Raw genomic sequence first — 13,235 nt, 5'->3', positions numbered from 1 at the left:
GCGGCCGCTGTCAGTGGACGGCGTTAGCCTCTCTGGAGTGTCCGCCCGTATCAGCGATCCCGAGCAGCTCAAGGAGCTCCTCGGGATCCCGTTCACCCCGGAGCAGACGGCCTGCATCGTCGCGCCGCCCGCTCCGCAGGTGATCGTGGCCGGAGCCGGTTCGGGCAAGACCACCGTGATGGCCGCGCGCGTGGTGTGGCTGGTCGGCACCGGACAGGTCGCTCCCGAACAGGTGCTCGGCCTGACCTTCACCAACAAGGCGGCCGGCGAACTCGCCGAGCGCGTACGCAAGGCCCTGGTCAAAGCGGGCATCACCGACCCGGACGTGATCGACCCGGACAACCCGCCGGGCGAACCGGTCATCTCCACGTACCACGCCTTCGCGGGCCGCCTGCTGACCGACCACGGCCTGCGCATCGGCCTGGAGCCCACCTCCCGGCTCCTCGCCGACGCCACCCGCTACCAGCTCGCCGCACGCGTCCTGAGGGAGTCCCCGGGCCCGTACCCGGCGCTGACCCGCTCCTTCCCCGACCTGGTCAGCGACCTTTTGACCCTCGATTCCGAACTCGCCGAGCACCTCGTACGACCCGAGGACCTGCGCGCGTACGACGCCGAACTGCTGCGCGAACTGGAGGGCGCCAAGCTCACCAACGCGGATCTGCGCAAGGTCCCCGAGGCCGCCGCCGCCCGACGCGAACTCACCGAACTGGTCGGCCGCTACCGCGCGGCCAAACGCGAACGGGACCTCCTCGACTTCGGCGACCAGATCGCCCTGTCCGCCGGCCTCGCCCGACTCCCCGAGGTGGGGCGCCTCCTGCGGGACGAGTTCCGCGTGGTCCTGCTCGACGAGTACCAGGACACCTCGGTCGCGCAACGCGTCCTGCTGGCAGGCCTGTTCGGTGGCGGCACCGGCCATCCCGTGACCGCCGTGGGCGACCCCTGCCAGGCCATCTACGGCTGGCGCGGCGCCTCCGTCGCCAACCTCGACGACTTCCCCGAGCACTTCGCCCACCCCGACGGCCGTCCCGCGACCCGCCAGGCGCTCAGCGAGAACCGCCGCAGCGGCGGCCGCCTCCTCGACCTCGCCAACGGTCTCGCGGAGCCCCTGCGGGCCATGCACGCGGGCGTGGAGGCCCTCCGGCCCGCCCCCGGCGCCGAACGCGACGGAGTGGTCCGCTGCGCCCTGCTGAACACGCACGCCGAGGAGCTGGACTGGCTCGCCGACTCCATCGCGCACCTCGTGCGCACCGGCAAGGAACCCGGCGAGATCGCGGTCCTGTGCCGCACCGCCACCGACTTCGCCGAGATCCAGAGCGCCCTCGTCGCTCGGGACATCCCGGTCGAGGTGGTCGGCCTCTCCGGGCTGCTGCACCTGCCCGAGGTGGCCGACCTCGTCGCCGTCTGCGAGGTCCTTCAGGACCCCGGCGCCAACGCCTCCCTCGTCCGCCTCCTGACCGGCCCGCGCTGGCGGATCGGACCCCGCGACCTCGCCCTCCTCGGGCGGCGCGCCAGGCTGCTGGTGTCGCACGCGCGCGTGGACGGCGACGCGGACCCGGACCGCCGGCTCGCCGCAGCCGTCGAGGGCGTCGACCCGTCCGAGGTGATCTCGCTGGCGGACGCGCTGGACACCTTCCTGGAACTCCCCCTCGAAGCCGAGGCGGAGGACGACGGGCTGCCGTTCTCGCCGGACGCGCGCGTCCGGTTCGCCCGGTTCGCCGCCGAGCTGCGCGACCTGCGCCGCTCGCTCGCCGATCCACTGATGGACGTCCTCCACCGGGTGCTCGCCGTCACCGGCCTGGAGGTGGAACTCTCCGCGTCCCCCCACGCGCTCGCCGCCCGCCGCCGAGAGACCCTGTCCAACTTCCTGGACATCGCCGCTTCCTTCGCCGCCAACAGCGCCGGAGAAGCCACCCTGCTCGCCTTCCTCGGCTTCCTGCGTACGGCCGCCCAGTACGAGAAGGGCCTCGACAACGCCCTGCCGGGCGGGGAGAACACCGTCAAGGTCCTCACCGCCCACAAGTCCAAGGGCCTGGAGTGGGACGTCGTCGCCGTCCCCGGCCTGGTCACCGGCACCTTCCCCAGCACCCAGGGCCGGGAGAAGTGGACAGCCCAGGGCAAGGTCCTGCCGCACGAGCTGCGCGGCGACGCCGACACCCTCCCCGACGTCGAAGCCTGGGACGCGCGCGGCCTGAAAGCCTTCCAGGAGGCCATGAAGGACCACCAGCACACCGAGGAACTCCGCCTCGGCTACGTCACGTTCACCCGCCCCCGCTCCCTCCTCCTCGGCTCCGGCCACTGGTGGGGCCCGACCCAGAAGCGCCCGCGCGGGCCGTCCGACTTCCTCAAGGCCCTGTACGACCACTGTGTCGCCGGTCACGGCGAGATCGAGGCCTGGACCGACGAGCCGGAGGAGGACGCCGAGAACCCCGCCCTCCACGAGACGGCGGCCGACCACGCCTGGCCGCTCCCGCTCGACGACACGGCCCTGATGCGCCGCCGCGCGGCGGCCCGGACCGTACTGGCCCACCTCGACGCGGCAGCCTCCCCCGAGTCCAGGGATCCGAGTCCCGCCGCCGACGACTTCCCGCAGGACCCCTTCATCGACGAAGACGAGGCCCCCTCCGTCGACGAGGACACCGACGACTGGGACTCCTGGTCGTCGGACCGCCCGGCCCCGGGCCCCCACGCGCGCGTGGACCACCCCGCACCGGACGAGCGCCCGCCGTCCGTGCCGCACGCCCGCAGACACCCCACCGCCTCGCGGCTCACCCCCGAGGAGGCCCGCACCGTCGCCTCGTGGGACCGCGACCTGGACGCCCTCGCCGGAGAGCTCGTGCGGGCCCGAGCGAAGGTCACCGACGTCCCCCTGCCGGCGTCGCTGACCACCTCGCAGCTGATGCGGCTGGCCGCCGACCCGGACGGCTTCGCGCAGGAGCTCGCCCGGCCCATGCCGCGCCCCCCGCAGCCCGCGGCCCGTCGCGGCACCCGTTTCCACGCCTGGCTCGAGGCCCGTTTCGAGGAGCTGCGGCTGCCCATGCTGGAACCCGACGAACTGCCCGGCGGCGAGGCCGAGATCGCCGACGAACTGGACCTGGAGGCCCTCAAGGAGGCATTCGAACGCACGCCGTACGCGCACCGCACCCCGCTCCGGGTCGAGGCACCCTTCCAGATCGGCATCGCCGACCGTGTCGTACGCGGCCGCATCGACGCCGTCTACCGGGCCGACGGCGAGGACGGGACGACGACGTACGAGATCGTCGACTGGAAGACCAGCCGCACCCGCGCCGCAGACCCGCTCCAGCTCGCCGTCTACCGGCTCGCCTGGGCCGAGCAGCAGGGCGTGCCCCTGGAGTCCGTCGACGCGGCCTTCCTGTACGTCCGCACAGGTGCCGTCGTGCGGCCCGCGAACCTTCCCGACCGGGAGGCGCTGGAGCGACTGCTCCTGGAGGAACCCGGTGCCGGAGAGGGGCCGGGTTCGACCGCGGAGGGACCGGAGCCCTCGGCGGACGGCCGGGAGGCGGTCACGGACGAACCGCCGGACGAGCATGCCGGCGCGGGCCGATAGGCTCGTGAGCATGAGCCAGTCCGTTGACAGCGACGTCAGCGTCGTCCGTACGTACATCGAGAACCACCGTGCCGCCTTCCTCGACGACCTCGTGGAATGGCTGCGCATCCCGTCGGTCTCGGCCCAGCCCGAGCATGCGACGGACGTACGCCGCAGCGCCGACTGGTTGGCCGCCAAGCTCCGGGAGACCGGCTTCCCGACCGCCGAGGTGTGGGAGACGCCGGGAGCCCCCGCCGTCTTCGCGGAATGGCCTTCCACGGACGTCGACGCCCCCACGGTCCTGGTCTACGGACACCACGACGTGCAGCCCGCGGCCCGCGAGGACGGCTGGGACACCGAACCCTTCGACCCGGTGATCCGCGGCAACCGGCTCCACGCGCGCGGGGCGGCCGACGACAAGGGACAGGTGTTCTTCCACACACTCGGTGTCCGCGCCCACCTCGCCGCCACCGGCCGCACCGCCCCCGCCGTCCACCTGAAGATGCTGATCGAGGGCGAGGAGGAGTCCGGCTCCCCGCACTTCCGCGCTCTCGTCGAAGCACAGGCCGAACGGCTCGCCGCCGACGCGGTGGTCGTCTCCGACACCGGGATGTGGGCCGAGGACACCCCCACCGTCTGCACCGGCATGCGGGGCCTCGCCGAGTGCGAGATCCGGCTCCACGGCCCCGACCAGGACGTCCACTCCGGATCCTTCGGCGGCGCCGTACCGAACCCGGCCACCGAGATCGCCCGCCTCGTCGCCGCCCTGCACGACGAGCACGCGCGCGTGTCGATCCCCGGCTTCTACGACGGCGTCGTCGAACTGACCGACCGCGAGCGCGAACTCTTCGCCGAACTCCCCTTCGACGAGGAGCGATGGCTGCGCACGGCCAGGTCGACCGCGGCGCACGGTGAGGCCGGTCACACCACCCTGGAACGCATCTGGGCCCGCCCGACCGCCGAGGTCAACGGCATCGGCGGCGGCTACCAGGGCGCCGGAAGCAAGACGATCATCCCGTCCTCGGCCATGGTGAAGCTGTCCTTCCGCCTGGTCGCGGGCCAGGACCCGGACCACATCGAGAAGGTGGTCACCGCCTGGGCCGCCGAGCGGATCCCCGCCGGGATCCGCCACGAGATCACGTTCAGCGGCTCCACCCGCCCCTGCCTGACGCCCCTGGACCACCCGGCCCTGCGGTCGGTCGTCCGGGCCATGGGCCGCGCCTTCCAGCAGCCGGTCCGCCATACGCGCGAGGGCGGCTCCGGCCCCGCCGCCGACCTCCAGGAAGTCCTCGACGCCCCTGTGCTCTTCCTGGGCATCTCCGTCCCCTCCGACGGCTGGCACGCCCCCAACGAGAAGGTCGAACTCGATCTGCTGTTCAAGGGTGTCGAGACCAGCGCCTACCTCTGGGGCGAACTGGCCGAAAGCACCCACGAGGCCCACTGAAGAAGCCCCGCCCGCCCCAGTGCGTCCGCCCGCCGCACGCCCCGCCGAACCGCCCGCCCCATCAACCGTTACACCGGGGGAGTTGGAAGCACCCGTGACCACCTGGACCGACCACACCGCCGACCGACCCATCGCGCTCACCGCCCCCAGCGGCATCGACCGGGCCGCCCACCACCGGCTCGACGAGGCCTGGCTCGCGGCGGCCTGGAGCCACCCCACTACCCGCTGCTTCGTGGTCTCCGGCGGTCAGGTCCTCATCGACGAGACCCCGGACGGCACCACCGAACTCGTCATGACCCCCTCCTTCGAGGCCCCGCTCACCGAGGCGCACCGCTACTTCCTGGGCACCGACGCCGACGGTGTGAGCTATTTCGCACTCCAGAAGGACGCGCTGCCCGGCCGCATGGACCAGTCGGCCCGCCCGGCCGGACTGCGGGAGGCGGGCATGCTGCTGTCGCCGCGTGACACGGGCCTCATGGTGCACGCGGTCGGACTGGAGAACTGGCAGCGCACCCACCGCTTCTGCTCCCGTTGCGGCGAGCGCACCGTCATCGCGGCGGCCGGCCACATCCGGCGCTGCCCGGCCTGCGGTGCCGAGCACTACCCGCGCACCGACCCGGCGGTGATCATGGCGGTGACGGACGACGAGGACCGCATCCTGCTAGGCCGCCAGGTCCACTGGCCCGAGGGCCGCTTCTCCACCCTCGCGGGCTTCGTGGAGCCCGGCGAGTCCATCGAGCAGTCCGTGAGGCGCGAGGTCCAGGAAGAGGTCGGCATCACCGTCGGCCAGGTCGAGTACATCGCCAGCCAGCCCTGGCCCTTCCCCTCCAGCCTCATGCTGGGGTTCATGGCCCGGGCCACCTCCACCACCGTGGACGTCGACGGCGACGAGATCCACGAGGCCCGCTGGTTCTCCCGCGAAGAGCTGCGGGCCGCGTTCGAGACCGGGGAGGTCCTGCCTCCCTACGGCATCTCGATCGCGGCCCGACTGATCGAACTCTGGTACGGAAAGCCCCTGCCGACACGAGGTCACACCGGCTAGGGCCCGTCCGCGGTTACGCGCCGATCTTCTGCTTGACCTGCGCCAGCGAAGGGTTGGTGAGCGTCGAACCGTCCGGGAAGAGGACGGTGGGGACCGTCTGGTTCCCACCGTTCGCCTTCTCCACGAAGGCGGCGGACTCGGGGTCCTGCTCGATGTTGATCTCGTTGTACGTGATGCCCTCGCGGTCCATCTGGCTCTTCAGCCGACGGCAGTAGCCGCACCACGTGGTGCTGTACATCGTCACAGTGCCCGGCATGTCCCTGGCGCTCCTTCACGGTCTGAGGGGTGCGTCGTCGCAGTGAGGGAACGTACGCGACGGGCCGGCCATTCCCCCGGGCGGGGGGCGTCCCCCACCGCTTCCCCGCCTCGGACACACCAGAGGACAGGAGCGCCTGCCGCATTAGTACGACTGCGGGGCCCTGCCTGTGGACAACCTGCTCAGCCGTCTCCGGCGACCTGGCAGCATGGCCATGTGACAGCAGCAACGCATTCCACCCTCTTCCCGCGGGTCCCCGACTCGGCCGACGCGGTGCTCGAAGGGCTCGACCCCGAGCAGCGCGCGGTGGCCACCGCGCTGCACGGGCCGGTGTGCGTGCTGGCCGGCGCCGGTACGGGCAAGACCCGGGCGATCACCCACCGCATCGCCTACGGAGTGCGGGCCGGCATGCTCCAGCCCGCCAGTGTGCTGGCCGTCACCTTCACCAACCGAGCCGCCGGAGAGATGCGTGGCCGCCTGCGCCAGCTCGGCGCGGCCGGGGTCCAGGCCCGGACCTTCCACTCGGCCGCACTGCGCCAACTCCAGTACTTCTGGCCGAAAGCCGTCGGTGGCGGCATGCCGCGCATCATCGACCGCAAGATCCAGCTCGTCGCGGACGCCGCCGCCGCCTGCCGCATCCGTCTCGATCGCAACGAACTGCGCGACGCCGCCGCCGAGATCGAGTGGTCCAAGGTCACCCGCACCGTCCCCGCCCACTACGCCGCCGCAACCGCCAAGCACGGCCGCGAGGCCCCCCGCGACCCCGCCGAGATCGCCCAGATCTACGCCACCTACGAGGACCTCAAGCGCGAGCGGGCCGTCATCGACTTCGAGGACGTCCTCCTGCTTACGGTCGGTATCCTCCAGGACCGCCACGACATCGCCGAGCAGGTCCGCTCCCAGTACCAGCACTTCGTGGTCGACGAGTACCAGGACGTCAGCCCGCTCCAGCAGCGCCTGCTGGAACTGTGGCTCGGAGACCGGGACGACCTGTGTGTCGTGGGCGACGCCAGCCAGACGATCTATTCGTTCACCGGCGCAACTCCCGACCATCTGCTCGACTTCCGCCACCGCCACCCCGGGGCCACCGTCGTCAAGCTCGTCCGCGACTACCGCTCCACCCCGCAGGTCGTCCACCTCGCCAACGGCCTGCTCTCCCAGGCCCGCGGCCGCGCCGCCGACCACCGCCTCGAACTGATCTCCCAGCGCCCCCCGGGCCCCGAACCCCGGTACACCGAGTACGCGGACGAGCCCGCCGAGGCCGAGGGTGCCGCCCGCCGCATCCGTGACCTCATCGCCTCCGGAGTGCCCGCGAGCGAGATCGCCGTCCTGTTCCGCACGAACTCCCAGTCCGAGACCTACGAACAGGCTCTGGCCGACGTCGGAGTGCCCTATCAGCTGCGCGGCGCCGAGCGGTTCTTCGACCGCCCCGAGGTGCGCAAGGCGGGTGCCGCGCTGAGGGCGGCCGCACGGTTCGGGGGCAACGACACCCTCCTCGAGGACACGGTCGACCTCCCCTCACAGGTACGGGCCGTGCTGTCCGGCGAGGGCTGGACCGGCGAACCACCGGCGGGCTCCGGAGCGGTCAGGGAACGCTGGGAGTCACTGGCTGCCCTGGTGAACCTGGCCCACGACTTCGCCGCCGCCAAGCCCGACGCCACGCTCGGCGACCTGGTCGCGGAACTCGACGAACGGGCAGGCGCCCAGCACGCCCCGACCGTCCAGGGCGTCACCCTCGCCTCCCTGCACTCCGCGAAGGGCCTGGAGTGGGACGTCGTCTTTCTCGTCGGGGTCGCCGAGGGCATGATGCCGATCACCTACGCGAGAACGGACGAACAGATCGAGGAGGAGCGGCGACTCCTCTACGTGGGCGTCACCCGAGCGCGCGAACAGCTTTCCGTCTCCTGGGCTCTGTCCCGGTCGCCCGGCAGCCGCCCCAACCGCCGCCCCAGCCGCTTCCTCAACGGCCTGCGGCCCGGATCCACCGCCACCGCGGGCCGGGCCGGCACAGGCGGCCCCGGAGGAGTCGAAGTGGGCTCCCCGGGCCGCCGGACCGGGGACCTCGTGGGTGGCGGCACCGAAGCGGCGCCGCGCCGCACCAGCCGGACCCCGGCGCGCTGTCGCGTCTGCGGGCGCACCCTGCGGGACGCCGGCGAGATGAAACTGATGCGCTGCGAGGACTGCCCCTCCGACATGGACGAGGGCCTCTACGAGCGGCTGCGGGAGTGGCGCGCGGTCCAGGCACAGCGCAGCGGCCAACCCGACTTCTGTGTCTTCACGGACCGGACCCTGATGGCGATCGCGGAAGCGGGGCCGAGCACTCCGGTTGAACTGGGTCGCATCCCCGGCGTCCGCGCCCGCAAGCTGCAGCGGTACGGCGCCGATGTTCTCGACATCTGCGCAGGTCGGGAGCCTGAGTGCGAGGACGGGAACGACTGATGCGAACTCGTCGAAAAAATAGTTTGCGCATGCCCCAGCAATCCCCATAGGTTCTTAGGCACGAGAGCAGCGGCCTTCTCGAAGGCCCTAATTTCGTGATGTACTTCATATCCGTCGGAACGGTTCGCGCCGGTCCCCGTAGACGCCGAGAGGAGGCGAGTCCAGTGATCAGCATCAACACCAGCTACATCAGCCCGGTCAAAATGACCGATCGCTCGGCCGTCTCCCTGTGCATGCTCGGCGTCTCGAACCTGGGCACCGGTCTGTCCGCCGTCCGTGGCGGCCGTCCGGCGTCCTCCGTGTCTCTGGCGGGTCTTCCCGTCCGTGAGCGCAATGAGCGACCGACCAAGGCACTGGAAGCAGCAGTAGAGGCACAGGCCCAGGCCTATGCCTTCGCGGCGGCCGGTGCCGGATTCCGGAAGCAGACGACGCAGCACCACCTGATGTGGGCCTTCCGTGGGCCTGAACCCTGGAGTGATCCAGCCTGATCGACGATCAGGCCGGCGCCTTCAGGGCCGCGGAACCCCATCCGGGATCCGCGGCCCTTCTGTTTGTCCCCGACCGGGGACTACAGAGCGAAGGGGCCTCGGGACAAGAAAAGAACCCGGTACCAGCCGCCACCGGCCAACAGGCCGGAACGACCAGACGAGGAAGACGAACCGTGCAACTCGAAGCGCACGCCCCGTCCGTACCGCCTTCCGAAACGATCCCCCCGCCCGGCCTCACGGAGGACTCCACCTTGACCCCGCTCACCCCGCTCACCGCGCTCACCGCGCTCGACGACGCCATCGAGAACCTCGGCGTACCCGTCCCCTGCCGCTCCTACGACCCGGAGGTCTTCTTCGCCGAGTCGCCGGCCGATGTCGAGTACGCCAAGTCCCTCTGCCGCACCTGCCCGCTGATGGAGGCCTGCCTCGCCGGCGCCAAGGAGCGGCGTGAGCCCTGGGGTGTCTGGGGTGGCGAGCTCTTCGTCCAGGGTGTCGTCGTGGCCCGCAAGCGGCCCCGTGGTCGCCCGCGCAAGAACCCGGTCACGGCATGAACATCACCGGAACGATCGACCGCCCTCTCACGCACGACCCCAAGAAGCAGGCCCCGATGAAGCCGTCCACGAGCGAGCCCGCCGGCTCCGCGACACCTGATTTCACCACCACCGGCGCGAACGCCTCGCGTCAGAACAGGACCCGAGAGATGCATCTCATGCCAGAAGCCCTGGCTCGTGCGCATATGCACGAGCGCCTGCACCAGGCTGAGCAGGAACGCCGGGCCATGCGCCTGGCGGTCGCTCAGCGGATGCAGCGCAGGGCCGAGCGCGCCTCGCTGCGCGCCCGCCGTGCGCTCGCCATGGCGGTCATGCAGTAGCCGCCACGCGGCGACCCGCATGACCCCGCCTGGAAAGGCACCTCACCACCAGCAGTAGCTCCCCGCGGGGGCCGGTCCGAAGGGACCGGCCCCCGCGGTGCGTTGTGCCCACGCATCCGCCGAGGGCGGCGATATCGTCGCCGAGTGACGAGTCTTTCCGGAGACAGTGACCAGGGCGGCCCCGCCGCAGAACCCCAGACCCTCGTGTGTGCCCGCTGCGGCACGACCGCCGAGGCCCCTCGACCTCTGTGGATCTGTTCCGTGGAGAACGGCGCACGGCGCTACTTCTGCGAGACCTGCGCCAGGGAGAACCTGCGCGCGATCGAAGGCAGGCTGGATTCGGCCTGGTGGTGAACCCGCCCCCGCCCTCACCGGCTACGCCTCCGCGACCGACTCGCCCTCCTCCTCTTCCGCCAGGAAACCCGGCAGCCACTCCTCCAGCTCGTCGCGCATACGGACCGTCGCGCCGAGCTGGCACAGGACGCCGATGGTGCTCAGGGTCACCCGGTGGATGAGGAGATAGGAGGGCGGCAGGTTCAGCTGCTTGCCCAATTGGTGGGCGGGGGAGCGCGGATCGGCGATCCGCGCGGCCTGGCTGCGCATCCAACCGCGGGCGAAGGTGAACTCGTCCGCCCGGACCGGCTCGATGATGGGGTGCAGATAGTCGAGGACGGCGTCCGGGTCCAGGTCTATCGACTCCTTCACGAAACCCTCGGTGCGGAGCATCTCGTAGACCGCCTCGGCCTCGCCCTCGATGGTCAGCCGGAGGGCATCGCCGATCGGGGTCGGCAGGCCGCCCGGCAGTCGGTCCACCGTGCCGAAGTCGAGGACGCCGAGGCGCCAGCCGCTCTTCTCGTCCGGCAGGAGGCGGAAGTTGCCCGGATGCGGGTCGGCGTGCAGGAGGCCGGTGCGGGCCGGACCCGAGAAGAGGAAACGGGTCAGCAGCTGGCCCGCGCGGTCGCGCTGCTCCTGAGAGCCGTCGGTGATCACCTCGGAGAGAGGGATGCCCTCCATCCATTCGGTCACCAGCACCTGCTCGCACTGGTGCACCACGGCCGGGACCACCACGTCCGGATCGTCCGCGAACTCCTCCGCGTGTGCCTGCTGGGCCTGGGCCTCCAGGCCGTAGTCGAGCTCCTCCGAGACACGGTCCCGCAGCTCGGCGATGAGCGGCTTGATGTCCATCCCGGGGATCAGCGGGCCCAGGAGACGGGCGAACCGGCTGAGTTGTCCGAGGTCGGAGAGGAGGGCCTCGCCCGCGCCCGGGTACTGCACCTTGACGGCGACCTCTCGGCCGTCGTGCCACACCGCTCGGTGCACCTGGCCGATCGAGGCCGCGGCGGCCGGCTTGTCGTCGAACTCCAGGAACGACTCCTGCCAGTCCGCTCCGATGCGCTCGGCCAGCACGGCGTGCACCGTGCGCGTCGGCATGGGCGGTGCCGCGTCCTGGAGCTTCGTCAGAGCCGCGCGGTAGGGACCCGCGACCTCCTCGGGAAGCGCCGACTCGAAGACGGACAGGGCCTGCCCGAACTTCATCGCGCCGCCCTTCAGCTCGCCGAGGACCTTGAACAACTGCTCCGCCGTGCGCTGCTGGAGTTCTCGGCCCACGAGATCGGCCGACTCGCCGACGATCCGCTTGCCGAGTCCCCAGGTGGCCCGGCCTGCGATGCCGAGCGGAAGCGCGGCGAGCTTGGCGGTCCGGGTGACCGCCTTCCGGGGAAGATCAGACATGCGCCCTCCAAGTCCCAGCAGGCCGTGCCGCGTGTGCCTTGCGGGACAACCTCGTTGACCGCTGATGCCCCGCCATTGTCTCGTGCGCCTCCCCCTCCTTTGCGGTGTGTTCCCCATTACCTTTTCCGGCGGCGCCGTTTTCGGCAGCTGTGCAGGAACACGCGGGGTGCGGCCACACCGGGCGCGAGTGCCAGTCGAACCCCGGTACCGAGACCTCCCAGCGGACGCCCGCGCTGGAGGGGGTCAGGCCGTCGAGGAAGGCGAGCGCGTGCGCCGCGGCCAGGCCGGCGACGGTCGTGGCCAGGGCCAGGTCGCACGCCTCCAGCTGGTGCGGGCGTCCGGACCGCCATTGTGCGACCAGCCGGGGCCACGTCTCGTCGCGGTCGGTTCGGCTCTGCTCCAGGCAGCCCGCGCAACCCGTCTCACCGGGCAGGACCAGAGGGCCCACCACGCCCGTCCCCTCGACCACACCCGCATAGAGGTGGGGTGTGCCCGAGGAGATGAGGGGCTCGGCGGTCATGGGCCGGGGAGCGTGGACATCGAGCCCGTCGCGGGGGGCGAGGATCACCAGAGAGAACCCGGCCTCCTCGCGGAGACGTTCCACCGTGAGTTCCCCGGTCGGAGCCCCGGGCGGGTGGGAGCCGCGGCGACGCCGGGGCGGGCGATCGGGTGCCGCGTGGCGAGCGGCCCGGCGGGCCGCCGTGTCCCTGCGCTCACCGATCGACTCGGCCGGCAGCCCACCCGGCGCCACGTCACTCGGCTCGACCCGTCCGACATCGCGGACGTCGATGTCGCCGACCCCCGCGCCCGACAACAGGGAGGCGAGCACCGACCCCACGCGCCCCGCGCCCCTCACCTGCACTCTCAGCGACCGGCGTCCGGCCAGGCGCCTCATGGCGTCGCCCGGCTCGGAGGCGATCAGAGAGAGCGTGGCGGCGTCGGGCCGCAGCCGGTCCAGGACCTCCGGTTTGGCGCGCAGCTCGTCGGCGGCCGAGCCGCCGCCCGTCGCGTCGTCCAGCAGGCCGGACCGGGACAGGCGGTCCACCAGCCCGTCCACATGACCGTCCGGCAGACCCATGCGGCGCCCCTCGTCACGCAGGAGGGGCAAGCCGCGGGTGCCGTCGAGCAGGGCGAGGAAACTGCCTGTCGTCGTGTCCATCGGGCCCAGCACCATGGCGTGCGCCGGTGCCAGGCCGAACTGCACGGTGTTGAGATCCCGCCAGCCGCGCCGGAGCGCGGGCTTCACCATCGGATGCATGTCGGCCCCTCGTAGCCAGAGATCGGTTCCGTCCGTCGACGGTGCGAGTGCCTGGTCCGCCGACGAATGCCAGCATGCACGGACAGCGACGACGCCTGTCGAGAGTTGTCCACAGGCGACGACATTCGTCGTACAAATCAGGCGCTTGGAGTGCGGATCGAT

11 protein-coding genes are annotated in these 13,235 nt (G+C 71.6%); 8 read left to right on the top strand and 3 right to left on the bottom strand.

Translation table 11 applies throughout. The annotated features are described in order from the left end of the window. Positions 1-37 precede the first annotated feature (37 nt). From ACZ52C_RS06035 to nudC, 3 genes are all read left to right on the top strand, one after another. The gene (locus ACZ52C_RS06035) at positions 38-3,565 is read left to right on the top strand and encodes an ATP-dependent DNA helicase (RefSeq protein ID WP_469073614.1); all 3,528 of its coding nucleotides are present in this window, start codon (positions 38-40) and stop codon (positions 3,563-3,565) included. A gap of 10 nt (positions 3,566-3,575) precedes the next feature. Continuing rightward, the gene (locus tag ACZ52C_RS06030; protein ID WP_469073613.1) at positions 3,576-4,988 is read left to right on the top strand and encodes a dipeptidase; all 1,413 of its coding nucleotides are present in this window, start codon (positions 3,576-3,578) and stop codon (positions 4,986-4,988) included. A 94-nt stretch (positions 4,989-5,082) separates the two neighbouring features. Beyond that, on the top strand, positions 5,083-6,030 hold the full coding sequence (gene nudC / locus ACZ52C_RS06025; protein ID WP_192333087.1) for an NAD(+) diphosphatase: 948 nt from the start codon (positions 5,083-5,085) through the stop codon (positions 6,028-6,030). A 13-nt stretch (positions 6,031-6,043) separates the two neighbouring features. Here nudC and ACZ52C_RS06020 read toward each other — a convergent pair whose 3' ends face one another. Beyond that, complete coding sequence (locus ACZ52C_RS06020; RefSeq protein WP_045559070.1) at positions 6,044-6,286, bottom strand: mycoredoxin; 243 nt, start codon at positions 6,284-6,286, stop codon at positions 6,044-6,046. 216 nt (positions 6,287-6,502) lie between these two features. Between ACZ52C_RS06020 and ACZ52C_RS06015 the strand changes: the two genes are divergently transcribed. The 5 genes from ACZ52C_RS06015 to ACZ52C_RS05995 all read left to right on the top strand — a co-directional run bounded on the left by ACZ52C_RS06015 (position 6,503) and on the right by ACZ52C_RS05995 (position 10,438). Then, complete coding sequence (locus ACZ52C_RS06015) at positions 6,503-8,725, top strand: ATP-dependent DNA helicase UvrD2 (RefSeq protein ID WP_469073612.1); 2,223 nt, start codon at positions 6,503-6,505, stop codon at positions 8,723-8,725. Positions 8,726-8,889: 164 nt separating this feature from the next. Then, entirely contained in the window at positions 8,890-9,213 is a 324-nt protein-coding gene (locus tag ACZ52C_RS06010; protein WP_469073611.1) for a hypothetical protein, read from the top strand. Between the two features lie 173 nt (positions 9,214-9,386). After that, positions 9,387-9,764 (top strand): WhiB family transcriptional regulator, encoded by a 378-nt coding sequence (locus ACZ52C_RS06005; RefSeq protein ID WP_365672506.1) that lies wholly within the window; start codon positions 9,387-9,389, stop codon positions 9,762-9,764. Further along, the gene (locus ACZ52C_RS06000) at positions 9,761-10,084 is read left to right on the top strand and encodes a hypothetical protein (RefSeq protein WP_045559068.1); all 324 of its coding nucleotides are present in this window, start codon (positions 9,761-9,763) and stop codon (positions 10,082-10,084) included. Before ACZ52C_RS06005 ends, ACZ52C_RS06000 begins: the two co-directional genes overlap by 4 nt. Positions 10,085-10,228: 144 nt before the next feature. Beyond that, on the top strand, positions 10,229-10,438 hold the full coding sequence (locus tag ACZ52C_RS05995; protein WP_078853601.1) for a hypothetical protein: 210 nt from the start codon (positions 10,229-10,231) through the stop codon (positions 10,436-10,438). Positions 10,439-10,459: 21 nt separating this feature from the next. Here the strand turns inward: ACZ52C_RS05995 and ACZ52C_RS05990 are convergent, their stop codons facing one another. Beyond that, on the bottom strand, positions 10,460-11,815 hold the full coding sequence (locus tag ACZ52C_RS05990; RefSeq protein WP_086798004.1) for an ABC1 kinase family protein: 1,356 nt from the start codon (positions 11,813-11,815) through the stop codon (positions 10,460-10,462). Then, positions 11,808-13,073: a TOMM precursor leader peptide-binding protein gene (locus tag ACZ52C_RS05985; RefSeq protein ID WP_469073610.1), complete on the bottom strand. Its 1,266-nt coding sequence runs from the start codon at positions 13,071-13,073 to the stop codon at positions 11,808-11,810. Before ACZ52C_RS05985 ends, ACZ52C_RS05990 begins: the two co-directional genes overlap by 8 nt. Between the last annotated feature and the right edge of the window lie 162 nt (positions 13,074-13,235).

The organism is Streptomyces sp. NPDC034049 (genome assembly GCF_055575575.1).
Note: the sequence above shows the minus strand (reverse complement) of the source record. Positions and strands in the feature narration are given on the sequence as shown.

Bases quoted from the DNA above. Each gene is read 5' to 3' on its own strand.
- ACZ52C_RS06000 (WP_045559068.1), top strand. From the start codon at position 9,761: ATGAACATCACCGGAACGATCGACCGCCCTCTCACGCACGACCCCAAG.
- ACZ52C_RS06030 (WP_469073613.1), top strand. From the start codon at position 3,576: ATGAGCCAGTCCGTTGACAGCGACGTCAGCGTCGTCCGTACGTACATC.
- ACZ52C_RS05990 (WP_086798004.1), bottom strand. From the start codon at position 11,815: ATGTCTGATCTTCCCCGGAAGGCGGTCACCCGGACCGCCAAGCTCGCC.
- ACZ52C_RS06020 (WP_045559070.1), bottom strand. From the start codon at position 6,286: ATGCCGGGCACTGTGACGATGTACAGCACCACGTGGTGCGGCTACTGC.
- ACZ52C_RS05985 (WP_469073610.1), bottom strand. From the start codon at position 13,073: ATGCATCCGATGGTGAAGCCCGCGCTCCGGCGCGGCTGGCGGGATCTC.